The organism is Nonomuraea sp. 3N208 (assembly GCF_052245935.1).
Lineage (GTDB): Bacteria > Actinomycetota > Actinomycetes > Streptosporangiales > Streptosporangiaceae > Nonomuraea.
Genome location: NZ_JBQQBR010000040.1, coordinates 1 through 22,448 on the forward strand (window position 1 = coordinate 1; position 22,448 = coordinate 22,448).

Annotated in this window: 19 protein-coding genes, 2 tRNA genes and 1 pseudogene; 11 read left to right on the forward strand and 11 right to left on the reverse strand. The window is 66.4% G+C overall.

Going from position 1 to position 22,448, the window contains the following annotated elements:
* The first annotated feature begins 1,585 nt into the window (after nucleotides 1–1,585).
* Complete coding sequence (locus ACTWPT_RS44485) at nucleotides 1,586–7,363, forward strand: DNRLRE domain-containing protein (protein WP_443183585.1); 5,778 nt, start codon at nucleotides 1,586–1,588, stop codon at nucleotides 7,361–7,363.
* Between the two features lie 81 nt (nucleotides 7,364–7,444).
* Nucleotides 7,445–8,488: a hypothetical protein gene (locus tag ACTWPT_RS44490; protein ID WP_443183586.1), complete on the forward strand. Its 1,044-nt coding sequence runs from the start codon at nucleotides 7,445–7,447 to the stop codon at nucleotides 8,486–8,488.
* Nucleotides 8,489–9,118: 630 nt separating this feature from the next.
* Here the strand turns inward: ACTWPT_RS44490 and ACTWPT_RS44495 are convergent.
* Nucleotides 9,119–9,191 (reverse strand) — tRNA-Arg (locus ACTWPT_RS44495).
* A gap of 972 nt (nucleotides 9,192–10,163) precedes the next feature.
* Here ACTWPT_RS44495 and ACTWPT_RS44500 point away from each other — a divergent pair.
* Nucleotides 10,164–11,231, forward strand: a complete 1,068-nt coding sequence (locus ACTWPT_RS44500; protein ID WP_443183587.1) for a D-alanyl-D-alanine carboxypeptidase family protein — start codon at nucleotides 10,164–10,166, stop codon at nucleotides 11,229–11,231.
* Nucleotides 11,232–11,263: 32 nt separating this feature from the next.
* Here ACTWPT_RS44500 and ACTWPT_RS44505 read toward each other — a convergent pair whose 3' ends face one another.
* The 6 genes from ACTWPT_RS44505 to ACTWPT_RS44530 form a co-directional block, all read right to left on the reverse strand.
* Nucleotides 11,264–11,857 (reverse strand): RcpC/CpaB family pilus assembly protein, encoded by a 594-nt coding sequence (locus ACTWPT_RS44505; protein WP_443183588.1) that lies wholly within the window; start codon nucleotides 11,855–11,857, stop codon nucleotides 11,264–11,266.
* On the reverse strand, nucleotides 11,854–12,660 hold the full coding sequence (locus ACTWPT_RS44510; protein WP_443183589.1) for an S-methyl-5'-thioadenosine phosphorylase: 807 nt from the start codon (nucleotides 12,658–12,660) through the stop codon (nucleotides 11,854–11,856). The genes ACTWPT_RS44505 and ACTWPT_RS44510 overlap by 4 nt, the downstream gene beginning before the upstream one ends.
* Nucleotides 12,661–12,853: 193 nt before the next feature.
* A complete protein-coding gene (locus tag ACTWPT_RS44515) occupies nucleotides 12,854–13,408 on the reverse strand; it encodes a hypothetical protein (RefSeq protein WP_443183590.1) in 555 nt (184 codons plus the stop codon).
* A gap of 16 nt (nucleotides 13,409–13,424) precedes the next feature.
* A complete protein-coding gene (locus ACTWPT_RS44520; RefSeq protein WP_443183591.1) occupies nucleotides 13,425–13,736 on the reverse strand; it encodes an FmdB family zinc ribbon protein in 312 nt (103 codons plus the stop codon).
* A gap of 69 nt (nucleotides 13,737–13,805) precedes the next feature.
* On the reverse strand, nucleotides 13,806–15,311 hold the full coding sequence (locus tag ACTWPT_RS44525; RefSeq protein ID WP_443183592.1) for a potassium/proton antiporter: 1,506 nt from the start codon (nucleotides 15,309–15,311) through the stop codon (nucleotides 13,806–13,808).
* A 23-nt stretch (nucleotides 15,312–15,334) separates the two neighbouring features.
* Nucleotides 15,335–15,904 carry a 5-formyltetrahydrofolate cyclo-ligase gene (locus tag ACTWPT_RS44530; RefSeq protein ID WP_443183593.1) on the reverse strand — a complete coding sequence of 190 codons (570 nt, stop codon included), beginning with the start codon at nucleotides 15,902–15,904 and terminating at the stop codon, nucleotides 15,335–15,337.
* Between the two features lie 24 nt (nucleotides 15,905–15,928).
* Here ACTWPT_RS44530 and galU point away from each other — a divergent pair, with 24 nt between their 5' ends.
* From galU to ACTWPT_RS44565, 7 genes are all read left to right on the forward strand, one after another.
* On the forward strand, nucleotides 15,929–16,831 hold the full coding sequence (galU, locus tag ACTWPT_RS44535; RefSeq protein WP_443183594.1) for a UTP--glucose-1-phosphate uridylyltransferase GalU: 903 nt from the start codon (nucleotides 15,929–15,931) through the stop codon (nucleotides 16,829–16,831).
* Nucleotides 16,818–18,005 (forward strand): molybdotransferase-like divisome protein Glp, encoded by a 1,188-nt coding sequence (gene glp, locus ACTWPT_RS44540; RefSeq protein ID WP_443183595.1) that lies wholly within the window; start codon nucleotides 16,818–16,820, stop codon nucleotides 18,003–18,005. The genes galU and glp overlap by 14 nt, the downstream gene beginning before the upstream one ends.
* Entirely contained in the window at nucleotides 18,002–18,481 is a 480-nt protein-coding gene (gene moaC / locus ACTWPT_RS44545) for a cyclic pyranopterin monophosphate synthase MoaC (protein ID WP_443183596.1), read from the forward strand. The genes glp and moaC overlap by 4 nt, the downstream gene beginning before the upstream one ends.
* The gene (locus ACTWPT_RS44550; protein ID WP_443183597.1) at nucleotides 18,481–18,960 is read left to right on the forward strand and encodes a MogA/MoaB family molybdenum cofactor biosynthesis protein; all 480 of its coding nucleotides are present in this window, start codon (nucleotides 18,481–18,483) and stop codon (nucleotides 18,958–18,960) included. Before moaC ends, ACTWPT_RS44550 begins: the two co-directional genes overlap by 1 nt.
* Before the next feature lie 47 nt (nucleotides 18,961–19,007).
* The gene (locus tag ACTWPT_RS44555; RefSeq protein WP_443183598.1) at nucleotides 19,008–19,661 is read left to right on the forward strand and encodes a GNAT family N-acetyltransferase; all 654 of its coding nucleotides are present in this window, start codon (nucleotides 19,008–19,010) and stop codon (nucleotides 19,659–19,661) included.
* A 123-nt stretch (nucleotides 19,662–19,784) separates the two neighbouring features.
* Nucleotides 19,785–20,381, forward strand: coding sequence for a divisome protein SepX/GlpR (sepX, locus tag ACTWPT_RS44560; protein WP_443183599.1), 597 nt, complete (start codon nucleotides 19,785–19,787; stop codon nucleotides 20,379–20,381).
* Between the two features lie 49 nt (nucleotides 20,382–20,430).
* Nucleotides 20,431–20,507: transfer RNA gene (locus tag ACTWPT_RS44565), tRNA-Ala, on the forward strand.
* A gap of 103 nt (nucleotides 20,508–20,610) precedes the next feature.
* Here the strand turns inward: ACTWPT_RS44565 and ACTWPT_RS44570 are convergent.
* From ACTWPT_RS44570 to ACTWPT_RS44585, 4 genes and pseudogenes are all read right to left on the reverse strand, one after another.
* On the reverse strand, nucleotides 20,611–21,276 hold the full coding sequence (locus ACTWPT_RS44570) for a site-specific integrase (RefSeq protein WP_443183679.1): 666 nt from the start codon (nucleotides 21,274–21,276) through the stop codon (nucleotides 20,611–20,613).
* Nucleotides 21,213–21,428, reverse strand: a pseudogene (locus ACTWPT_RS44575) (GntR family transcriptional regulator); the annotation flags it as partial. The gene ACTWPT_RS44570 and the pseudogene ACTWPT_RS44575, both read right to left, overlap by 64 nt.
* Nucleotides 21,428–21,628, reverse strand: a complete 201-nt coding sequence (locus tag ACTWPT_RS44580) for a hypothetical protein (protein ID WP_443183600.1) — start codon at nucleotides 21,626–21,628, stop codon at nucleotides 21,428–21,430. The gene ACTWPT_RS44580 and the pseudogene ACTWPT_RS44575, both read right to left, overlap by 1 nt.
* A 195-nt stretch (nucleotides 21,629–21,823) precedes the next feature.
* Nucleotides 21,824–21,982 carry a hypothetical protein gene (locus tag ACTWPT_RS44585; protein WP_443183601.1) on the reverse strand — a complete coding sequence of 53 codons (159 nt, stop codon included), beginning with the start codon at nucleotides 21,980–21,982 and terminating at the stop codon, nucleotides 21,824–21,826.
* 84 nt (nucleotides 21,983–22,066) lie between these two features.
* On the opposite strand from ACTWPT_RS44585, the gene ACTWPT_RS44590 reads away from it, so the two are divergent.
* Complete coding sequence (locus ACTWPT_RS44590; RefSeq protein WP_443183602.1) at nucleotides 22,067–22,315, forward strand: GntR family transcriptional regulator; 249 nt, start codon at nucleotides 22,067–22,069, stop codon at nucleotides 22,313–22,315.
* Nucleotides 22,316–22,448 lie beyond the last annotated feature (133 nt).

Genomic DNA, 22,448 nt, shown 5'->3' on the forward strand with positions numbered 1-22,448 from the left:
TCGCGTACGGCTTGCGTTCACTCACCCGGCCATCTCAGCACACCCACGCCCACCAGTCAGGCATAACGCTACAGATTCACTCGATCACACTACGACATCAGGGGCATAGACCCGCGGACCGCCCTCTCAGATTGCCTTGTGCACGGAAGAATCGCTGGACCTGACCTTTCACACATCCTGTTTCGCTCTCCCGATCGGCTCTTTCGGTCGCAGTCGCCGATCCTGTGGCAGCCAACTCTCTGGAGCTCAGGAGCTTGTCGCCGTCCGCGATGAGCTGTTTTGTAGCCTCGTTCAAGGTGGGCTTGTCGGGGTCGCCTGTGCAACCCGTTGCAAGCCCGAGGGAAACAAGCACCGCGGCGACAGCCACTCGGCGAATATCTGGGCACACGCCCCGGACACTACCTAACCCCTTCTCCCGCGTACACCTTGTATGCCTGCTACGCACTGAAGGTAGCAGTCCTGCTTCGCGAGTCGCTGCGCGACATGAGCGGCGAGGAAAAGTGGCTCTTCGAAGTTAAGCGGGGTTGAGGTGGCCGCGGGTCTTGCGGGTGGTGGCGCAGCGAGTGCGGAGTCGCTGGGTTGTCCATCAGTTCCTCGGCCCCGAGCTACGCAATACAGCACCGGGGCCGCTACGGATAGGTTGGCCATGGTCAACGCCACGTCGTCCCAGATTGACCAGAGTGCGGCCTATCCGATGAGTGGATCAAGTTATCGGTTACGACCACCAAGTCGGTGCGCCGCTGTGCGGGACGGTTTGCCCTGCGGACGTAAAAGGGACTCTGGTCATCGTCGATGTGGACGATTCCCCGGCCCTTCGCCTTCCAGGTGGGCCCTGCTCACAGAGGGCACCTTTACCGTTACTGAAAACGATCTTTACCTTTATTCATCTCTTATGTAATGATCACTCCGTTCTGCCACATCTGTTCGAAAGGCTCGAGTGAACCCATCACGAACAGCGTCCGGCTTATCCAGCCGGACGCGCCGCCGCGCTGCCCTGATCGCGGCCCTGACCATGCCGCTCTCACTGATGAGCGCGCCCGCGATCGCCCAGGGCCCAACGCCACCCCCCACCACCACTCCCACCCCCGAGACGCCGCCGAGCGCTCCCGCCACGCCCACCAGCAAAGCGCTGGCGCAGGCCAAGAAGGACAACAGGCGCATCGAGATCGAGTCACTGCGCTCGGAAAGCACCACCTACTACGCCAACCCCGACGGCAAGACCCTCCGGATGGAGCAGTACCTGGAGCCCATCCGGGTCAAGAACGCCAACGGCGACGGCTTCACCCCGATCGACACCACCCTCGTCGAGGCAGACGGAGTCATCAAACCCAAGGCGGCCAAAGGCAGCCTGACGCTGTCCCCCGGCGGCAACACCGAAGCGATCAAGAGCAAGAGTGGCAACATCGCCGCCCAGATCGACGCTCCGCGCACGTTGCCCAAGCCCACGCTCAACGGCAGCACCGCCACCTACTCCTCCGCCTACGGCAAGGGCATCGACCTGGTCGTCACCGCCACCCCGACCGGGTTCCGCCAGCAGATCGCCATCCGGCAACGCCCCGCCGGACCGGTGACCTTCCGCGTCCCCGTGGATCTGCCCAAGGGCATCTCCTTCGGCAAGAACGCGAAGGGGCGGCCGACGCTGAAGAGCGACAACGGTAAGTACAGCCTCGGCATCCGGCCCGCGGCGCTGCTAGATGCGGTCGCAGCCGACGCGAACGCCGACCTCGGCGCCGTCAGGGTCGGCAGGGCGCAGGTGAGCCTGGACGGCTCGGCGCTGGTGTACAGTCCCGACCCGGCCTTCCTCGCCGACCCGGCAACGACGTACCCGGTGACCATGGCCGCCGTCGACGACGACTGGTACGAGTGCACTCTCGGGGGTGACCCCTGCCCTCCCGGTGATCCCATGGACACGTATATCAATGACGTGGACCTCACCGACAGCTGGGACATGCACTACCGCGACCAAATGTGGGTCGGCAAGTCCTATGCCAGCAGCATTGCCAAGCGCTGGCGCGCCTACATCCAGTTCCCGCTTCCCCAGGCCAGCGACCCATTCTGGGGCTCCAGAATCCAGAACGCCGACCTGGAGCTGTGGAACTACCTGTCCAACGACTGCGGCGAGTTCGTCGGGTCCGGGATCACCGCTCGGCGGGTCACGTCCGACTGGGACCATCTGACCCTGCAGTGGTCCGACCAGCCGTCGGTCACCAGCGCGGGCGCGGATACCGAGCCCGGGGCCTACAGCCCCGACTGCTCCGGCTCGATGAACTACGAGCACGACCTCATCCACTCGGTCGACACCATCGTCCAGGCCTGGGCCGACGGGGAAACGAACTACGGATTCCAACTGGCTGCAGGTGACGAATCCGAACTGCGGAACTGGCGCCGCTACCGCAGCCGCGAGCAGACCAGCGGCTACCCCGCCCACGGCCCCAGACTCACGGTCGACTTCTCGATCCCGGTCGCGTCGGTCTACCTCAAGGAAGTGGACGAGACTCCGCCTCAGACGCCAGAAGAAGTTGATCAATGGGCTATCGCCGGGCGAGTCTCCAACACGCTCCCACAACCTGAGCCGATCACCAATGCGCAGGACCTCGCATACCGGGCCGCCAGCGATCAGGATTACGCTGTCTCCACGGATGATCTCGAGTTGACCCCGCTCGAAGCGCCGGTGGGAGGAATTACCGCCCGATGGCCCTTCAACGAGGCTTCCGGCAGCACGGCCGCCGACGTGTCCGGAAACAACCACACCGCCACCGTCGACAGTAGCGTCGCCTGGACTCCCGGAGTTAGCAACTCCGCGCTCACCAACGTGGGCGTCGGCGCGGCAACGGGCAGCGGTCCGGGCGCGGAGAGCCTCAATCCAGCTCGGGTTGCTGCGGCGCAGCAGGCCGCTGTGCGCAACAGCCGTGTCGAGGTCGCCGAAGCGACGTCGGAAACGAGCATCACCTATGCTCAGCCCGATGGGACCTTCGTCACGGAGGTGACGGCAGGGCCCGTACGCGTCAAGCACAACGGGACGTGGATCCCCATCGACACCTCCCTGTACGAGCAGAACGACAAGCTGACTCCAAAGGTGATCGCGAACGGTGCAGCGGTCGAGATCTCCAACGGCGGTACCGACCCCTTCGTCAAGATGACCGCCGATGGACACAGCTACGCGCTGCGCTGGCCGACACCGCTGCCCAAGCCGACCGTCAAGGGCAATGTCGCCGCGTTCACCGACGCCGCGGGCGTGGGTGCCGACTTGGTGGTGACGGTGTTGCCGACCGGGTTCCGGTATGAGGTGGTGCTGCGCCAGAGGCCGTCGAAGCCGCTGGAGCTGCGGATCGGCGTCGATGACGAGGGCCTGACCCTGTCCGAGGGCAAGGGTGGCCGGCTGCTGCTGAAGGACAAGGACAAGAAGCTGGTCGCGGCGGGGACGCGGCCGATCGTGTCGGACGGCAGCGGCAAGGACCGCCCGGCGTCGGTCAAGCGCGGCGAGGCCGGCACGGATGTGGTCGCCAAGGACGGCCGTACGGAGCTGGTGGTCAAGCCGGACCAGGCGTTCCTGGCGGGCGCCGGCACCACCTACCCAGTGCGGGTGGCCGCGGCGGTCACGCTGCCGGTGAACGCCGATGTCGAGGTGACTTCCGACAGCGATGCGGACTATCCGAGTGACCCGACGGCGGCGTACATGATGGCCGGCACCAGGACCGGCGGGTTCAAGCACCGGGTGCACCTGAAGTTCGACACCCCGAACCTGACCGGCTCCACCGTCACCGACGCCAAGCTGTCGATGAACACCATCGACGCCCAAAACTGCGGCGCCGCGCTCGCCAACGGCATCCAGGTCGCCCGGCTGACCGGTGCCTGGGACCCGGACAACGCGTACTGGGCCAACAAGCCCGCCTTCACCACCGAGGACGCCTCCACCAATTTCAAGGGCGTCACCATGGACTGCACCACCTGGCCGGACAGCATGGAGTGGAACGTCACCGGCATCGCCCAGGATTGGGCCGCCGGCGCCGCCGACCACGGCCTGGTGCTCAAGTCCCCCGGCGAGGCCAACATCAACAACTACCGGGTCTACACCTCGGCGGAGAACACCGAAGAGTTCGGCAGCCCGCCGAAACTGACCATCACCACCAGCGGCCCGGCCTCCACGCCGACCGTCTCCGCCCCAGCCATCACGCCGGCGCAGACCGTGAACGGCACGACGGTGACGACCTCGCTCACCCCGCAATTCGCCGCCACGGTCGCCGACACCGCGAGCGGCAGCCTGACCGGCGAGTTCGAGGTCGAGCACGACCCGGCCGCGACCGGGCAGGGCAGCGGCCAGATCTGGGCCGGCACCTCGCCGGCGGTCACCTCCGGCGACCAGGCCACGGCCAGCGTCCCCGTGGACATGCTGACCGACGGATGGAAGATCCGCTGGCGGGCCCGCGCGGCCAACGCCACCGCGTCCACCACCTCGGCGTGGTCGGACTGGCAGACGGCCACGGTCGATGTGCCGAACCCGACGGTCGGCGCCTTCCAGGTCACCCCCTCCCAGGTGGTGGACGGCGTCACCGTGGCCACGAGCCTGACCCCGGCCCTGCGCACCACGGTCACGGATCCGGCCGCTCAGCCGGTGCGGGCGGAGTTCGAACTCGAACATGACCCCGCCGCGACCGGGCAGGGCACCGGCCAGATCTGGACCGGCGGCGTGGACAACATCGCCTCCGGCACCCAGGCAAGCCTCGACGTCCCGGCGGACAAGCTGGCTGACGGGTGGAAGGTGCGCTGGCGGGTCCGGGCGGTGAATACCGCCACCACGGTCGGCTCGCCGTGGTCGGACTGGCAGGCACTGACCGTCGATGTGCCGGACCCGGTCTCCGAACCGGCCGTGGGCGCGCTGCAGGTTAGTCCGTCCCAGCAGGTGGACGGCGCCACTGTCACCCCCACCCGCACTCCGGCGCTGTTGGCCCAGGTGAGCGACCCGGCCGGCGGCGCACTGCGCGCCGAGGTCGAAGTCGAGCACGATCCGGCCGCACCCGCAGGGCAGGGCACCGGCCAGATCTGGACCGGTAGCGCCGACAACGTTCCGGCCGGCACCCAGGCGAGCATCGCTGTCTCGGCGGACACGTTGGCGGATGGGTGGAAGGTGCGCTGGCGGGCCCGCGCGGTCTCCGCCACTGCCGCCTCCGCCTGGTCGGACTGGCAGCTTCTCACGATCGCGCTGCCCAAGCCGAACGTGGGTGATCTCACCATGACACCCTCTTCGGTGGTGGGCGGCACTACGGTCACCACAGTGACCACGCCGACGATGAAGGCGACCGTCACCGATCCGCAGGGGCGGGCGCTGCGGGCCGAGTTCGAAGTCGAACACGATCCGACTGCGTCCGATGGTCAAGGCACGGGTCTCATCTGGGCCGGTGCGGTGGACAATGTCCTTTCCGGCTCCGTCGCAACCGTGGTGGTGCCGGCCGACAAGCTGATCGATGGGTGGAAGATTCGCTGGCGTGCCCGAGCGGTCGCCGGAGAGCAGAATTCCGCATGGGCGGACTGGCAGGCGGTCACTGTGCAGGTGAGCCAGGCGGGCAAGGTGCCTTTCGCTCGGGCCGCGGGACCGGTTCTTCAAACGGATCAGACTTTCACCGTCGCCGCATGGCTCCGGCTCGCCGACAGGGACGGAACCTACACCTTCGTGGAGCAGAGAGGCACGCATCAGGCGCCTTTCCGCCTCGGAAACGATCCCGACCATGGCCTGGTGTTCACCATCACCAGTGCTGACGACCCGAACGCCACTGCAGAAGGCGTACGGTCCGGGGTCAAACCGCCCGTCAACGAGTGGTTCCATTTGGTCGCGGTCTACTCGAGAGAGTCCGGAAACGCAGCCCTCTATCTCAATGGCGCCAACATTGGAGGCTCGGCGATCAGCTTCCCGTCTTGGAACGCGACGGCTCCGATGACCTTGGGTACGGCGCTCGTCGGCAGCTTGGACGAGGTCTGGGTGTTCAACCGGGAACTCGGCGCCGATGAGGTCTACGCGCTGCTGGACGGCGGCCCCACTGCTGAGATCCCATCCGAAGGCGGCGCCGCGGCCAAGCCGAGAGCCGTCGCCGCCACTGCCAGTCGATACGATCGGATAGATGCGGGCACGTGCGCAGACCAATACGGCACGCGACGTACGCACGGCTTGATGAAGAACCGCTTCAGCGGTTGCCTCAAGCACGAGGTGGTGGTCACCAGCCAGACTTGCGATGACGATGACGACTGCAGTGCGGCAAACGACAGCAACGGTTGGAAGGGAACGCTCCTCTTCATCGCCAAGACCTACGACGGCAAACGTGGGCTGGATTCAGGGGCCACGACGCGCGATATCTGGTTCGACGTGTACATCGAGGCGGGAGACTACAGCGGACTCGTTCCCGAGTGGATGATCGGCCATTTCGGGGTTACCGTGGGAATACGGCCCGAACGGAATCAGCTCTCCTGCCGTGACGTCACTGGCCAGCAGAACAGCATCGAGCTGGACGTCGACGCATGGGACGACGCCGCATACGACGAGACCGGCAACTGGAAGAACATCGCCACGTTCAAGTTCCGTGCCGACGCGGCACACGCGCCGACGATGCGCACTAACCGGGCGAACGCCAGCGTGCCCAACGCCGAGCGAATTTCGAATTGTCCCTTTAAGCCATACGCAAAACTCTCTCCCGGTGGTCAGGTCAACCACGAACTCCGCTTCGCCTACGGCACGGTCGAACATTCCCTCAATGCCAGGTGCGACAACGCGGATTACGTATCGCGGACAACGGGTGGCTGCGTGCTGCCCACCGTGCCCTCGATTATGTGGAAGCAACACGCGGGATACGAGCCAGCGTACGTCCATTATTGGAAGGCGTGCTACAACCAGCAGAACACCTTCCCGACACGAACGATCAAGAACATTCCAGGTTGTGCCGTGAAGGGGTCCGGCCGCCCTGACCCCAGCCAGTATCTCTGGCGGTGGCGCGGCAACATCGACAACAACAGAGCCCGCTCGGGCACGAGATGTCACAGCCTGTGGCCTGGCTACAGCCTGGCATCAATTCCTCAGGAGTGCGACGAATACCCGTTCGCCTCCGTAGGCAATCGCTCCACTGCCGAAGACAAGAACGGTAACCTGTCCGTCTGTGCCATGAACGGAGGGATTACAGGGCCGAACTACAAGGCGGGAATGCTGATCCGTCGTTTCTACCGCGAAGACAGGATGCTGGACGAGGACGTCTTCTTCAATAGGTTCGTTGGCGACGACGAGGATACCGGCGCTCCGCAGCCACTGCCGAGAATGGAGAACAACTGCTGGCCAGGACACATTGATATGACGTCTCCGTATTATCTGGGCACCGACAACTGACCGCACGCCGCCGTGGAAACGCTCCCGTCTCCACGGCGGCTTCCGTTCAAATCACTCACCAACTGAGGGCATGGGACGCATATGAGCTTTCACAAGGCCGTGGACTACTACGTCAGCCTCATTCAGTCGGTCCCCTGGATCGGGGACGGGCTTGGCTGGACCGTTGTCCGTCCGCACGGAGAGCCCTTGTCCCCTCAATCTGTGGCCTCGCGGCTGATCGGCGGCGGGTGTCCAATCCTGGTGGAGTCGGATGAGGAGTTCGACGAGGAGGCCGAATCCGTGGAGGGCGCGGCCATCTATCTGGGTGAATCCGGCGGGTCGATCATGCTGTTCGAACCGGGCGGATTCAGCTACGCTGCGCGGGTGCCCGTCATGGAATGGCTCAGCCAGGACGCGCAGGTGTGGCACGTGTCTTGGAACCTCACCGGTGGGAAATTTCTCGAGTACGCGGCCAACGGGCGCCGGCTTGCGGTGATCCCCGAACTGGACCCGCGTGCGCTGCACGGCCCCGATCCTGCAACACTGCAGGATGCGGCGGCAGCGCTGGAAGGAGCGGCTGGCGCTCCTTGGCCTGCGCAAAAGGCAGCCGTCATGGCGGTCATCGAAGCGCGTACCGGAGCCCGCCTATCGAGCGACTGGTTCGACCAACCCCGTCAGGTGGCCGTGGTCGATCTGCCCTTCAGCGAGGAGGTCACCCCCATCGGCCTGTGGCATCACGAACCAGAACTCGACGCGCGACTTCGTCTCACGCCGGAGGAGAACCGCCGTGCAATTCTTCTCCGGCTGATGGACGATTTGATCGAACGTTTCGACCTTGACCTGGCCTTCATCGCCCCTGCCGTACGAGCGGCGCACAAGGGGCTGCCCATCGACGCCGGTCTGCTGGAAGAGGTGAGAGCAGAGTGGGAAAACCTCGGCCAGAGGTGGTCCGGGACGTTATACGCCGTTCGGGAGGATGACGAGACAGGCTGGCGGCGCTGGCTCGCGGTCAACGCAATCCGCCACAGTTTGCGTTCGCTCAACGAGGGTGCGCACTTCTTCGACGGGCTCACCTATGCCAGATTCGCCTTGTCGGAGGAGTGGCCTGCCGCCAGAGAGTGGGTCCGCGCCATGACGCACTCCTGACCAGTCCCGTAGGTGCGGCTGCGGCCGTCGTGCTGGACGAACCCTTCTATCCTAGGGATGTCGTCGTGGTCTCCGGGCTCGGCCTGGACCGAACCTGGGGGATCTCCGCCCAGTTGTCCACCTTGACGACCCTCCAAAGAGGGGAGGGGGTCAACATTCAGCCGTCGCCTGCGGGACAGGCATTCACGCTGTCGTCGACAGTCCAGGGTTAGGAGCGCGACGATACTCTTTCGCCTCTACCTGGCAGGGGCCATACACCGGCGGCTTCGACGCCCCCGCGCGGCTTATCAGCGCGGCCGACAACAAGGCGGGCGCCCATCGCCACGGCCGGGACCGGGGGCGGTACCTGACATGGCCGCGCGGTGGAGAAGACAGGACCTCTACATCGCCTCGGCCGCGCACTCCAGGACCAGGGTAGTGCCTTCAGCTCTGCCGAATCGAAGCTAGCCCCGCTGGTCAGTAGATGCCGTGTGTCGGGAACGCCTCCAAGATCATCCCGCATATATCCCGTGATCAAGGTCCTATGGCTGCATGTGGGTGCCCTCGGGGGCCTACCAAGGGTCCAGAAAGCAAAGAGACCTGCGGCCGAGAAACCGCAGGTCAGAGGCCAAAATGCCTGGTCGAGATGAGTGCCCCCGGCAGGATTCGAACCTGCGGCACCCGCTTTAGGAGAGCGGTGCTCTATCCCCTGAGCTACGGAGGCGGACTCCCGTAAGCCTAGCGAAAGTCTGGCACTGCGTGGGACGTAGGTCTGGGAAGAGTTTGGCGGGGTGGGTTATGGGTGCTCTGAGCTGCGGTAAAGGCATGGCAACTGATCAGATTCGCGGGGACCCGCCGTGGATAGCGTCTGCCTGTGACCAAGAGGCGGTGCAGGCAGGTGCGGCGGCGGCCCGTTGTGTTGTTCGGGGCGTTGCTGGCGCCGGCGATCCTTGCCGGGGGATTGCTGGTGGGCCAGGTGCGAGGGCTTGAGAATGGTGTCGCGTCCGCTGGTATGGCGGGTGGTGGCGGTGGGAGCGGGCTGGCGTTCGGGCCGAGGCTCGTGCCTGCGCCGGCTCGTCCTGATCGCATGTTCGAGGCTGTTGTGCCGGCGCCCGTGAGGGTGTTGGCGAAGGTGCCTCGGGGTGGGGCGGGGGATGTCGCTGCCGATCCTGGTCCGCGGTCTGTTGGTGAGGAGCCCTATACGCCTGCTCCTACGCGGCCCTGGGCCGGGTGTCCGAAGGAGTGGGTGGACACCTGGTTGTGGGAGCTGTGCCGGCAGGAGGAGCAAGAAGGTGCTCAGGCGTTTTCGGAGAGTTTGATGCCGGGGATTTGAGGTTGCTGGGGCTGGTGGTGGTCTGGGCTGGCTGTTGTGGCTCGGAGGGTGCGGGGGCGGGAAGGCGCGCGCTTCGGTCAAGCGGGGCGGTCCGGGTTGCGTGGAGGGGTGATTTTGGGGGTTGGGTGGTGGTTGTGGCGATCGAGAAGCGGGGGCTCCAGGTAATGGGCCGGCGTGAGGATATGGCTGGTTGTGGGGGGTGGCTGTGCAATGTGGGTTTTTTGTCTCATAACAGCTCCTCGGAGTTCGGTCCGGACACTCTGGGGGCTGTAGTAACGTGCGTGCCTGACCCAGGTAACGAGTTTGCATACGGAGGAGTCGAACGTGCCAGCCCCTCGATCAGCGGGTCTGATCGCGGTAGTCATGGCGGTGGTGGCTTCTCTTCTGGTGCCTTCCGTGGCGGGTCAGGCTCACGCTCAGGTTCGGGGTGTGGCCAATCGGCAGGCACGGGCTCAGGAACTGCGGGATCCGGCGGACCTTGGTGAGCTCAGGAAAGAGGCTGAGCGGTCGGCCAAGGAGCTCGAAGAGGCCACCAAGGCTCTTGAGAAACGTCGGAGCACGATCGCGGCCTCCGAGAAGGAGCTCAAGACCAAGCTGACCGCGCTGCAGGAGCTGGAGCGGCGGCTCGCGGTGATGCGGCAGCCCGTGTCGCAGATGGTCGAGTTGTTGTATGAGCAGCCGATCGCGGCAGGAGGGGTTCTGCCGTTTCTGGCCGAGGGGGCGGATGAGGGGACCCTGCGGGCCTTGACCGATGCCACCCAGATTGTCGCTGTGCGGCAGCAGGCTGTTGAGCAGACCAGTGCGCTCTACAAGGAGACGGAGCGGCTGGCGGCCGAGGCTCAGGAGCTCCGGGCCGGCAACTTGCTGGCTGAGGCGCAGCTGGCGGCCGAGGTCGATACGTTGCGGCAACGGTCGGACAAGATCGTGAAGTCGCTGACCGCGGCGTTGGTGAAGCTGGGCATCAAGATCGACAAAGTGGGGCGGGCGGCGCTGGGGTGCGATCCGTTGCGGGCCGCGACGGCTGGGGAGTTTCCCAACGGGCTCATCCCCAAGGGCATGCTCTGCCCGTTGCAGCAGAAGGGGTTCAGCCTGCGGGCCGACGCCACCATTGCGTTCGTGAGCTTGAACGAGGCCTATCGCAAGCGGTTCGGGAAGCCCATGTGCGTTACCGACGCCTACCGGAGCCTGGCTGCGCAGCAGTCCATTTACTATCGGCGGCCGGGGTTCGCCGCCGTGCCGGGGCGGAGCAACCACGGGCTCGGGCTGGCCGTGGACCTGTGTGGCGGGGTGGAGAGAGCGGGCTCCGCTGAGTTCGTGTGGATGGAGCGGAACTCCAAGAAGTATGGGTGGTTCCATCCGTCCTGGGCCTACAGCAGCCCGTTCGAGCCGTGGCACTGGGAGTACGACCCCAAGATCGATACGCTTCTCTAACTCCGTCTCTGTAGCTTCGTCGGGCTCCGCTATCACTGGTAGTCAGGGTCCGTGATGATGGTGATCGAGAGGCGGGCGCTTGCTTGGGCGGCGGCCAGTTCTGCTGCTTGGGTCGGGGTTGTCGCCAGGACGATGAGTGTTCCGTGGCTGTCGTCTTGTTGTCGGTCTGCGGCTGTGATCACTCTTGTGTCTTCTGCGATGGTGCGGGCCGCGTGGGTTTCCTCCCAGGCTGCCAGGACGTTGATCCTGGAGCCGGGAGAGAGGAGTTTCGCCGCTTCCGGGTCGGAGATGCGAACGGGGGTGGCGACCAGGCCTGGTGGGAGACGGTAGGAGTCCAGGAGGCGGGCGTCCGTCAAGGGCTCGCCTCTGCGCATGGGGGAGGTCAGATAGCGGCCGGCTGCGGCCGTTGTCGTGCGTACGGCGCCGTCTGGGGGGTGGTTGAGGGGGACCGGGTGGAGGTCTGACGGGGTCAGGGGGCCGGGTAGTAGGTCACGGGCCGCCACCAGAACCGTGGTGGGTGGGGATGGGCGGGTGGCGAAATAGGCAGCCACGACGGCTATGGCGGCGAGCGTGGCCGCCGCGAGGCGGCGGCGACGGCCGTAGCGGCTCAGCCAGGATTGGATCACGGTAGGTCGAAGGGAAGCTTGAGGCCGTCCAGGGTCGAGCCGCAGGGGCAGGTGCGTTCTTCGGGCAGGGCTTGCACGGTCTCCGCCACCAAGGTGCGCATGCGGGTGACGTTTTGGGCGAAGAACTCGAGGACCTCGTCATGCGTCACGCCCTGGCCCGCCTCCACCCCGGCGTCGTGGTCGGTCACCAGGCAGAGCGACGTGTAGCACAGGGCCAGCTCGCGGGCCAGGACCGCCTCGGGGAAACCGGTCATGCCGACGATCGACCAGCCGTTGCCCGCGAACCACTGCGACTCTGCCCGGGTGGAGAAGCGCGGGCCCTCGATGACCACCAGCGTGCCGCCGTCGACGGTTTCCCAGTCGCCCGTGCGGGCTGTTCGTACGGCCACCGCTCGGCCCGACGGGCAGTATGGGTCGGCGAACGAGACGTGGACGGCGCCATCTATGTCGTAGTAGGTCTGGACGCGGCCAGATGTGCGATCTACCAATTGGTCGGGGATGACCATGGCACCCGGACCGTACTCGGCTTGCAGGGATCCTACGGCGCTCGGCGCGAGGACCTGATGGACGCCGAGCGAGCGCAGGGCCCAGAGGTTGGCGCGGTAGGGGATGCGGTGCGGCGGGAAGCGGTGATCTCGGCCGTGGCGAGGGATGAAAGCGACGGAACGCGAGCCGATGCGTCCGACCGTGACGACGTCGCTGGGAGGGCCGTAGGGGGTGGCTAGCTCGAATTCCTCGGCATCGTCGAGGAGCGAGTAGAAGCCTGAGCCTCCGATGACGCCTATGTCTGCGCGAGTGACCATGGCGCTGAGATTAGTCGGATCGGGGAGCGGCGTGGGTTGGCCGAACGCTGTTCTGTGGATAAGTCCGGCCGTCCCTCGGACCAGCGCCGCACGCTCCGGCCGCCCCTCGGACCAGCGCCACACGCTTCGGCCGCGCGTACCAGCGCCACACGCTTCGGCCGCTCGGATCAGCGCCACATGCTGGGTGCCCTGGCTAGCGCCAGACGACGTCGTCGAGGAAGGTTTCGATGGCTGTCAGCACCTGGCCGAGAACGTCGGCGGATCCGCGCAGCGGCCCCGGCACCATCATGCCGTGGTCGGCGCCCGCCACCTCGAGCACGTGCGGCGTCAGCTCCCGGGCCAGCCCGCCGTCCCAGTAATCGTCCCCGGTGCCGCCGACCAGGAGGAACGGCTCGGTGGCCCGGCTCAGTGCCTCCGCGCACGCGGGCTTCGTCAGCAAGGGCGTCAGCCAGACGGCAGGAAGGGCACGGGCGGCGGCGACGCCGGCGCCGTACGAACCGAGTGACTTGCCGATCAGCAGAGGCGTGGTGGAGGCGGGCAGCTTCTCCACGACGGATGTCACCTGATCGTGGACCCACGGCCAGTTCTCCACCATGGGGCGGTCTTCCGGCGGCGTCCACCAGATCAGTTCCATCTTGGCGCCACGTCGGGCGGCGACTGCGCTCGCGTAGGCCAGCAAGCCCGCGTACGGGCCGCCCCTGCCGCCGGGGATGATCACGGCGTGCTGGTCCGGTCCGTCCTCTCCCATGGCAGGAAGGAGCCGTTCAGTTGGAGGCGGCGGCGGGGGCCGGGGTGGAGGAGCTGGAGGAACTGGAGGAGTCCGAGGAGGACTTGCTCTCCGAAGACTTCGACGACCCGTTGGAGGACGACCCGTTGGAAGAAGTGGACGAGGGGGACGACGTGCGGTTGTCGGTCCGGTAGAAGCCGGAGCCCTTGAACACGATGCCCACCGCGGAGAACACCTTCCGCAGGTTGCCCTCGCAGCTGGGGCACACCGTCAACGCATCGTCGCTGAACTTCTGAACGACCTCGAGCTGCTCACCGCAGTCGTTGCAGGCGTACTGGTAAGTCGGCACGCGGCTCCTCCTTCAGAGTCTGGCACTCCAGCGTTGGGACTGCTAATGCTAACCGATTGGGTCAAACGCCTATTCCAATCCCCGCTCCCCGTACCAACCAGCCAGCTTGCCGCTGCGGCTGACGGCCCGCAGGCGGCGCTCCACCTGGTCGCGGCACGAGGCGGTGGTGACGAGGAGGAGCTGGTCGTTCACCCTGACCCGGGTGGTGCTGGTGGGCACGAACGATTTGCCTTCGCGGACGATCAGCGTCACCTGGGCGCCGGCCGGGAGGCGCAGCTCGAAGATCTCCACGCCGTGCAGGCGCGAGCCGGGCGGCACGCGAACCTGCAGCAGGTCCGCCTTGAGCTCCTCCAACGGCGCGGCCTCCACCGCGAGATCGTGTGCCTCGCCGGGAGCGCCCACCCTGAGCAGCCGGGCCGCGAACGGCAGCGTCGGCCCCTGGAGCAGGGTGAACACGATGACGATCACGAAGACCTGGTTGAAGATCTCCTTGGATCCGTCGACGCCGAACGCCCAGGGGATGGTCGCGAGCACGATCGGGATCGCGCCGCGCAGCCCGGCCCACGACAGGAACGCCTGCTCGCGCCAGCTCACCCAGCCCATACGCAACGCCCACGACAGCAGGGAGCTCACCAGCACGGAGAGCGGGCGGGCCAGGAGCACCAGGACGGTACCGGTGATCAGGCCGGGTATGACGGCCGACGGCATCTCCTTGGGGCTGGCCAGCAGACCCAGCATGACGAACAGCCCGATTTGCGCCAGCCAGGCGGCGCCCTCCGCGAAACCCCTGGTCGCCGCCCGGTGCGGCAGCCGCGAATTGCCCAGGATCAGCGCCGACAGGTAGACGGCCAGGAAGCCGGAGCCGTGTAGCAGCACCGCGCCGCCGTACGAGACGAAGGTGAGCGCGAGGACGGCGATGGGGTAGAGGCCGGAGGCGGGGAGCGCGACGCGGCGCAGGGCGTACGCGCCCGCCGGGCCGACCGCGAGGCCGACCGCCGCGCCGATGATCAGCTCGACGGAGGTCTCCAGGAGGAACGTTCCCAACGTCGGCGACGAGTTCGACGCCCCGCTGAGCAGCACCACGGCGATCACGGTGGGGGCGTCGTTGAAGCCGGACTCCGCCTCCAGGGCGCCGGCCAGCCGCGGTGGCAGCGGCAAGCGCCGCAGGACGGAGAAGACGGCCGCCGCGTCCGTGGAGGCCAGCACCGCGCCGAGGATCAGTGCCGTGTTCGGGCTGAGGCCGAGCAGTCCCTGTGCGGCCAGCGCCACCACGACGATGCTGACCGTCACGCCTGCGGTCGCCAGCACCAGGGCCAAGGGGACCGAACGCCGCACATGGGACCAGTTCGTGGTGAGTCCGCCCTCGGCCAGGATCACCGCCAGCGCGGTGAGGCCGATCTGCTGCGCCACGTGCGGGTTGTCGAAAAGGATCCCGAACCCGGATTCCCCAAGGATCAGACCGAAGCCCAGATACACGAGCAGACTGGGCAGGCCCATGCGATGCGCGACACGTACGGACGCAATGGCCGCTATGACGATGACTGCACCAATAAGGAGCCAGACATCAAGCGTCATCTGGCCCCCTCTCGTACTTTCGTTCACATAAGACTAGTGAGTCCCGCTGGTGTCATGGCATATCGGACTCGTCGATCGTGCGGCTCCGCGGGGATGCCGTCGATCAGCTCGCCGTCGTGCAGCAAGGCCACCGTTGGAACGTTCGGGCCGACCCTGGCCAGGGCACGATCGTACGAGCCGCCGCCGCGGCCGAGGCGAACCCCCGTACGCCGGTCGACCGCCAGCGCGGGCACGATCACCAGCGCGGCCGTGCGGATGGCGCCGACGCCGCGGCGTGCGTCGACCGGCTCCATGATCCCGAAGCGTCCCGGCGCGAGCGTGTCCGGCCCGTCGTACACTGCCCAATCCAGGTCATAGTCCTCCCGCAGGACGGGAAGGATCACCGTGGCGCCGTGTTTCCAGAGAGCGAACACGAGCCCGTGCGTGTCCGGCTCCAACCCCGTCGACCAGTAGCAGGCCACCAGACCGGCCATCTGGACCCACGGCTGCTCGAGCAGCGTTTCGCGGACCTTGATGGCGTTTGCCCGCAGCTGCTCGGGGGAGAGTGAGCTACGCGCCGCGTTCAGCTCGCGGCGCAGGTTCAGCTTGTCCACAGGTCCCTCCACTAGGGTCTACTCATGGCTGACTTCGACCCTGTGACGAAAGCCGTCGTGCCCGCCGCGGGTCTGGGCACCCGGTTCCTCCCGGCGACCAAGGCGACACCCAAGGAGATGTTGCCCATCGTCGACAAGCCCGCGATCCAGTATGTCGTCGAGGAGGCCGCCTCCGCCGGGCTGCTCGATGTGCTCATGGTCACCGGCAAGAACAAGCGCTCCATCGAGGACCATTTCGACCGTGCGTTCGAGCTGGAGGAGGCCCTGGAGGCGAAGGGCGACGAGCATCGGCTGTCCCAGGTTCGTGAGCCCGCCTCGCTGGCGACGCTCCACTATGTGCGGCAGGGCGAGCCGAAGGGGCTCGGCCACGCGGTGTTGTGCGCCAAGCAGCACGTCGGCGACAACCCGTTCGCCTGCCTGCTCGGCGACGACCTGATCGACCGGCGCGACGAGCTGCTCAAACGCATGATAGAGGTACGCGACACGTTCGGCGGCAGCGTGATCGCGCTGATGGAGGTGCCCAAGGAGCAGGTCTCGCTGTACGGCGTCGCGACCATCGAGGCCACCGCCGAGGACGACGTGGTGCGGGTGACCGATCTGGTGGAGAAGCCGCCGGTCGACGAGGCGCCGTCCAATTGGGCCATCATCGGGCGTTATGTGATCGATCCTGCGGTGTTCGAGGTGCTGGAGGACACCCCGCCGGGGCGTGGGGGCGAGATCCAGCTCACCGACGCGCTGCGCACGCTCGCGGCGCGCGGCTCCCACGAGGGTGGCCCGGTGCACGGGGTGCTGTTCAGGGGGCGGCGGTACGACACCGGGGACAAGCTGGATTACTTGCGGACCGTGGTGAAGTTCGCGGCGGATCGGGAGGATCTGGCCCCCGAGTTCGTGCCCTGGTTGCGGGAGTTCCTCGATGAAATCGGTTGACGCGCATCTGGCCGAGATCCTGGCCACCGTGCGTCCTCTGGCGCCGCTGGAGCTCGAATTGGAGCAGGCGCTGGGGACCACGCTCGCCGAGGAGGTGTCGTCGCCGGTGCCGCTGCCGCCGTTCGACAACTCGGCCATGGACGGGTATGCCGTGCGGTCGGCGGATGTTTCCGATATTCCGGTTACGTTGCCGGTGATCGACGACGTGGCGGCCGGGTCCCATGAGCTGCGGGCCGTGGGGCCGGGGCACGCCGTACGCATCATGACCGGGGCTCCACTCCCGGCCGGCGCCGATGCCGTGGTACCGGTGGAGTGGACGAACGGGGGGACGGTCTCCGTGACGATCGACCGTCCCGTGCAGGAAGGCAACGCGATCCGCCGGGCGGGGGAGGACGTGCAGGCCGGTGAGGTCGTGCTCAAGGCGGGCACGGTGATCGGGCCGGCGCAGCTGGGGATCATCGCCGGGGTGGGACGGCGGCGGGTGCTGGCGCGGCCGCGGCCTCGGGTTGTCGTCATCTCCACGGGCGCCGAGCTGGTGGAGCCGGGCGGGCAGCTGGCCCCCGGGCAGATCTGGGATTCCAACAGCTTCACCTTGACGGCCGCGGTGCGGGAGGCGGGCGCGGAGGGCTTCCGGGCCGGCTCCGTCGGGGACGATCCCAGCGTGCTGCTCGACCGGCTCGACACCCACCTGGTGCGGGCCGACGCGATCATCACCAGCGGCGGGGTGTCGATGGGGGCGTACGAGCCGGTCAAGGAGGCTCTGTCGCCGCTGGGCACCGTCCGTTTCGAGAAGGTCGCCATGCAGCCGGGGATGCCGCAGGGGTTCGGCGTCCTGGGTGAGGACCAGGTGCCGATCTTCGCCCTGCCCGGCAATCCGGTGTCGTCGTTCGTGTCTTTCATGCTGTTCGTACGCCCTGCGCTCGCCAAGATGCGTGGGCTGCCCAGCGGTCTGCCGGAAACGGTGACCGCATACGTCACGGGCCCGTTGCGCTCGCCCGCGGGGCGGCGGTCGTACCTGCGGGGCGTGCTCGCTGCCGACGGCACCGTGTCGCCGGTGCACGGGCAGGGCTCGCACCAGCTGGCCGCTCTGGCCTCGGCGAACGCCCTGATCATGGTGCCCGAGGACGTGACAGAGGTGCCCGGCGGGAGCGAGGTGGAGGTGATCCGGCTATGAGCGAATTGACGCACATCGACGAAACGGGCGCCGCGCGCATGGTGGATGTGTCCGGCAAGGACGTGTCGGCGCGTAGTGCCGTGGCCACCGGGCGGGTGCTGCTGTCGGCCGAGGTGGTCGCGTTGTTGCGGTCGGGAGAGGTGCCCAAGGGCGACGCGCTGGGGGTGGCGCGGATCGCGGGGATCATGGGGGCGAAGCGGACTCCTGATCTCATTCCGCTCTGCCATCCGATCGCGTTGCACGGGGTGAAGGTCACCCTGGACGTCGAGGACTGGGGTGTGGCGATCACGTGCCGGGTGAAGACGGCCGACCGTACCGGTGTTGAGATGGAGGCGCTGACTGCTGTCTCGGTGGCGGCGCTGGCCCTGATCGACATGGTCAAGGCGGTCGATCCGGGCGCGGTGATCACCGATGTGCGGGTGGAGGAGAAGCTGGGCGGGAAGACCGGGCGCTGGACAAGGGAGCCGGAGAGCTGATGCGGGCGCTGGTGATCACCGTGTCGAACCGGGCGTCGGCCGGGATTTATGCGGATAAATCAGGACCGTTGCTGGTCGAGCTGCTTCGCGACGACGCCGGGTGCGAGGACGTCGACGGCCCGCTGGTGGTGCCGGACGGCGACCCCGTCGAGGCGGCGCTACGCAAGGGGCTGGCGGACGGCTACGACGTCATCGTGACCACCGGGGGGACCGGGCTGACGCCGATGGATCTGACGCCGGAGATGACCGCCCGGGTGATTTCCCGGGAGATTCCCGGCATCGCCGAGGCGATCAGGATGGCGAACCGGGACAAGGTGCCGGCATCCGTACTGTCCCGTGGGCTGGCGGGTCAGGCAGGCAACACCTTGATCGTGAATTTGCCCGGATCGTCCGGTGGCGTACGCGATGGCGTGGCCGTACTCGCCCCGATCCTGCGGCACGCGGTCGACCAGATCCGGGGCGGCGATCACCCGCGCTGACCGTGATTCGAAACGCGCGTGGCGGCATCATGCCCGATGGGGGGATGATGAGAGATGTGGATCGACTTCGTGGCTGGCCGGCGGCCCTGAACGAAGGCCCGGTAGGCCTCCGGCCGCTGCGGCTGAGCGACGTACGCGTGTGGCGCGAGACCAGGCTGCGCAATGCGAACTGGCTGCGCCCCTGGGAGCCGAGCAATCCTGAGACGCCGCTGTTCAGGACCGGGCTCGGCCCCTACATCTCCATGGTCGGCACCCTGCGGCGCGAGGCCAGGCAAGGGCTGGCACTGCCGTGGGTGGTCACGTACGAGGGGCGCTTCGCGGGGCAGCTGACCGTGGGCGCCATCGTGTGGGGATCTGCCCGTTCCGCCCAGGTCGGATACTGGATCGACGGCGCCCTGGCCGGCCGGGGGATCACCCCTACCGCCCTCGCCATGGCCGTCGACCATTGCTTCTTCACCACCGGATTGCATCGGCTAGAGGCGAACATCCGCCCCGAGAACCAAGCCAGCCGTAGGGTGGTTGAGAAGCTCGGATTCCGGGAAGAAGGCATTCGGCGTCGCCAACTCCACATCGACGGAGCCTGGCGCGACCACATCTGCTACGCGTTGACCGTCGAGGACGTGCCCGGCGGGCTGCTTGTGCAGTGGCGTCGCGCCCGCGAGTCGGCCGCTCGTGGGGGGTCTCCCGTCGAAGAGGTTTGACGATCTCGCGACACACCGCACCGAATGCTCGTCAATCAGAACACGCGGTCTTACGGTGCGTGACGTGAGCACATTGAAGACGCAACGAACACACTCGCGTCTTTGTGCTGCCCGGAGGTGGCCGTGAGCAGCGTCCTCCTCTATCTCGCCATCGTCGTGATGTGGTTGTGCGTCCTCATTCCGATGTGGTTGCGCAAGGACAAGACGAACCTCGCCGAGCTGGCCGAGCTCGAGGAGTACTACACCGGCGAGCACCAGCTGCCCGACCTCGACAACCTGGAGCCCCCGTCCGCGGAGGGCTCCGATGAGGACGATGCCGCGCCGCCGCCATCGGAGGTCGAGAAGGTCGACGTCCGCCAGTTCCGGCTGCGGCGCCGCGCCATCATCGTCGCCCGCCGCCGCCGGCTGCTGTTCTTCACCACGCTGCTGGTGCTGGCCTCGGTCGTCACGGCGGCGGTCCAGATGATCCCGTGGTGGGGGGTGGCGCCGTCCATCGTCATCATGCTGGCGTACATGGGGTTCCTGCGGGTCGCCGTACAGGTGGACGGCGAACGCCGGGCACGGGCCCGCGAGGCGCGCGCTGAGCGACTGCGGCGGACGCGTGAGCGTCGCAGGGTTGTCGAGGAGCCGCCGGCAGAGGTGATCGAACTCGCGTCGCTGCACCAGGACGTGCTGTTCGACCAGTACGCGGAGCCGCCCAGGCGAGCCGTGGGGGATTGAAACGGTGGCGCGAGGACCCTCAAAGGTTTGCTAATCTGGTCGAGTCCTTGGGGATGTAGCGCAGTCCGGTAGCGCACTTCGTTCGCATCGAAGGGGTCAGGGGTTCGAATCCCCTCATCTCCACCAAGAAGTTGCAGGTCAAGAGGGGTTTCGGAGTTCATCCGGAGCCCCTTTTCCCTTGTCTGGGAGTCGATGGGAGCCAATCGGGGAGCCATCTCAGTCGGACTCTCTACCCGTGTCGGCTGTCGCCGAAGATGGTGTTCATAGTCTGGGCACCCTTGGTGATCACCGGTCTGAGCTGGTGCCGGTAGACCGCTTCTGTGACGCTGGTGCCCGCGTGCCCGACGAGATCGGCGATGGTCTCGATGGGTACGCCCTGGTCACTCATGATGGAGACGAACGAGTGACGCAGTTCGCGGGGACTCCAGGCGGTTCCGATCCCCGCTTCCTTGGTGATCTTGCGGAATGCCCGCCGCACGTTGGACGCGTCCAGTTGGGTGCCGACGCTCGTGCAGAACACCAGGTTGTGATCTTGCCATGCCTTGCCTGCTTTGAGCTTCTGGGCGGCTTGGCGGGTGTGGTGCTGTCGGAGGGCCTCGGCCGCCAGCTTGGGCAGTTCCAGCGTGCGGCGTGACTTGCGGGTCTTGGTGTCACCTCCTTCTCGGTCGGCGCGCCATACGTAGATGGCGAACTTCTTGTGGTTGAACCCCACCTCGGTGACGGGTCGCCACTGTTTGAGGTTCGGTATCCAGGCGACGACGTGGTCCCAGCGCAGCGCGCGGGCTTCCTCGGTGCGGATGCCCGTGGTGAGGCTTTTGCGGGCATCGTGGTGATTAGGCCATCGCCTTCCAGCATCGCGAGAGCCCGTCGAATTGCTGTGCGCTTGCGGTTGAATTCATGGCACAGCTGCCATTCAGACGGAAGGAGATCGCCCGGCCTGTAATCTCCGATGTCGATTCGAGCACGCAATTGATTCGCAATCTCTATGAAAGCGAGTGTGTTTCCGTTCATATGGTGCGTCGTCACCTGCGCTCTCCGGCTTCCCATCACGCACCTTCCTCGATGCGATCAACAGGCTGCATCCTCGCCCGAAGGCGAGAGCGCAGATATTCGTGATACAGCGCTGTGGCGCTGTATCCCTGACGGGAGTCAGTGATATTCAGATCGAAAGCGTCGAAAAACTCGACTCTGGAAAGCGCCCTGCACTCCGCATGCTGCTCACCCAGCAGGGAAGCCTTGTACGCCACGGGATGATCCCGGCTCCATGCATCTCGCGCCATGCCCGATCACGCCCCGCTAAATGGGGAAGGAACTGAGGCACGAAGACGCCCATACCGGGCAGCGTGATGCGAATGAATGGATACGTCACGAGCCATCTTGACGGTGATGTACGGGACGTGCGGGGCGGACGTCTCGGAGGACCGCGAGAGCGATGCGGTCGGTCATGACCGATCCCCCACAAACCAGATGTAGAGGACGCGTGCGGCGAGGAGACGGAGGTAGCGCGGATGCTCCGCCTGCACTTCGACGCCGAACGGTCGATGCCTGGCGTGGAGCATGCCGAAGCTGTCCCTCCACACGTCAAACTCCGGTATCTCCATGGTTTGGATAGTAGACCTGAAATACCTAGTGCAGCTAGTATGCGAGCGATGCAGTGCAACGCATAGCGCCCCTATCGTGCCTAGGTGATCGTTTGGAAGCCGAGTGTCCCCAGGTGGAAGCAGCTCTACGAGATCCTCGCAGAGCGCATCAAGACGGGTGAGTACGCTCCAGGGGAGCGCATGCCATCGGTCATGGCCTTGATGGATGAGTTCGGCCTAGCTGTCGCCACGACACAGAAGGCCGTTGCCAAGTTGCGCGAAGACGGCTTGATCTACACCGAACCCGGCTTGGGGTCGTTTGTAGCCGCTCGGGACCAAGAAGCTCCCGACTAAGTGCTGTGACCGGAAACGATCATCGGGTTGTTGCAGGTATGAGCGCCTTTGGAGAGGCTCTTCCGCGTCTTCGGAGATCGGGTGCTGTCCGTCAACACCAGTGATGGGAGTAGAAGACGATCACGGTGGGGCC

Excerpts from the sequence above, each read along its gene's own strand:
- galU (WP_443183594.1), top strand. The coding sequence starts at position 15,929 with ATGGCTGACTTCGACCCTGTGACGAAAGCCGTCGTGCCCGCCGCGGGT.
- ACTWPT_RS44500 (WP_443183587.1), top strand. The coding sequence starts at position 10,164 with ATGGCGGTGGTGGCTTCTCTTCTGGTGCCTTCCGTGGCGGGTCAGGCT.
- glp (WP_443183595.1), top strand. The coding sequence starts at position 16,818 with ATGAAATCGGTTGACGCGCATCTGGCCGAGATCCTGGCCACCGTGCGT.
- ACTWPT_RS44525 (WP_443183592.1), bottom strand. The coding sequence starts at position 15,311 with ATGACGCTTGATGTCTGGCTCCTTATTGGTGCAGTCATCGTCATAGCG.
- moaC (WP_443183596.1), top strand. The coding sequence starts at position 18,002 with ATGAGCGAATTGACGCACATCGACGAAACGGGCGCCGCGCGCATGGTG.
- ACTWPT_RS44510 (WP_443183589.1), bottom strand. The coding sequence starts at position 12,660 with ATGGTCACTCGCGCAGACATAGGCGTCATCGGAGGCTCAGGCTTCTAC.
- ACTWPT_RS44515 (WP_443183590.1), bottom strand. The coding sequence starts at position 13,408 with ATGGGAGAGGACGGACCGGACCAGCACGCCGTGATCATCCCCGGCGGC.
- ACTWPT_RS44555 (WP_443183598.1), top strand. The coding sequence starts at position 19,008 with ATGAGAGATGTGGATCGACTTCGTGGCTGGCCGGCGGCCCTGAACGAA.
- ACTWPT_RS44585 (WP_443183601.1), bottom strand. The coding sequence starts at position 21,982 with ATGGAGATACCGGAGTTTGACGTGTGGAGGGACAGCTTCGGCATGCTC.
- ACTWPT_RS44550 (WP_443183597.1), top strand. The coding sequence starts at position 18,481 with ATGCGGGCGCTGGTGATCACCGTGTCGAACCGGGCGTCGGCCGGGATT.
- ACTWPT_RS44490 (WP_443183586.1), top strand. The coding sequence starts at position 7,445 with ATGAGCTTTCACAAGGCCGTGGACTACTACGTCAGCCTCATTCAGTCG.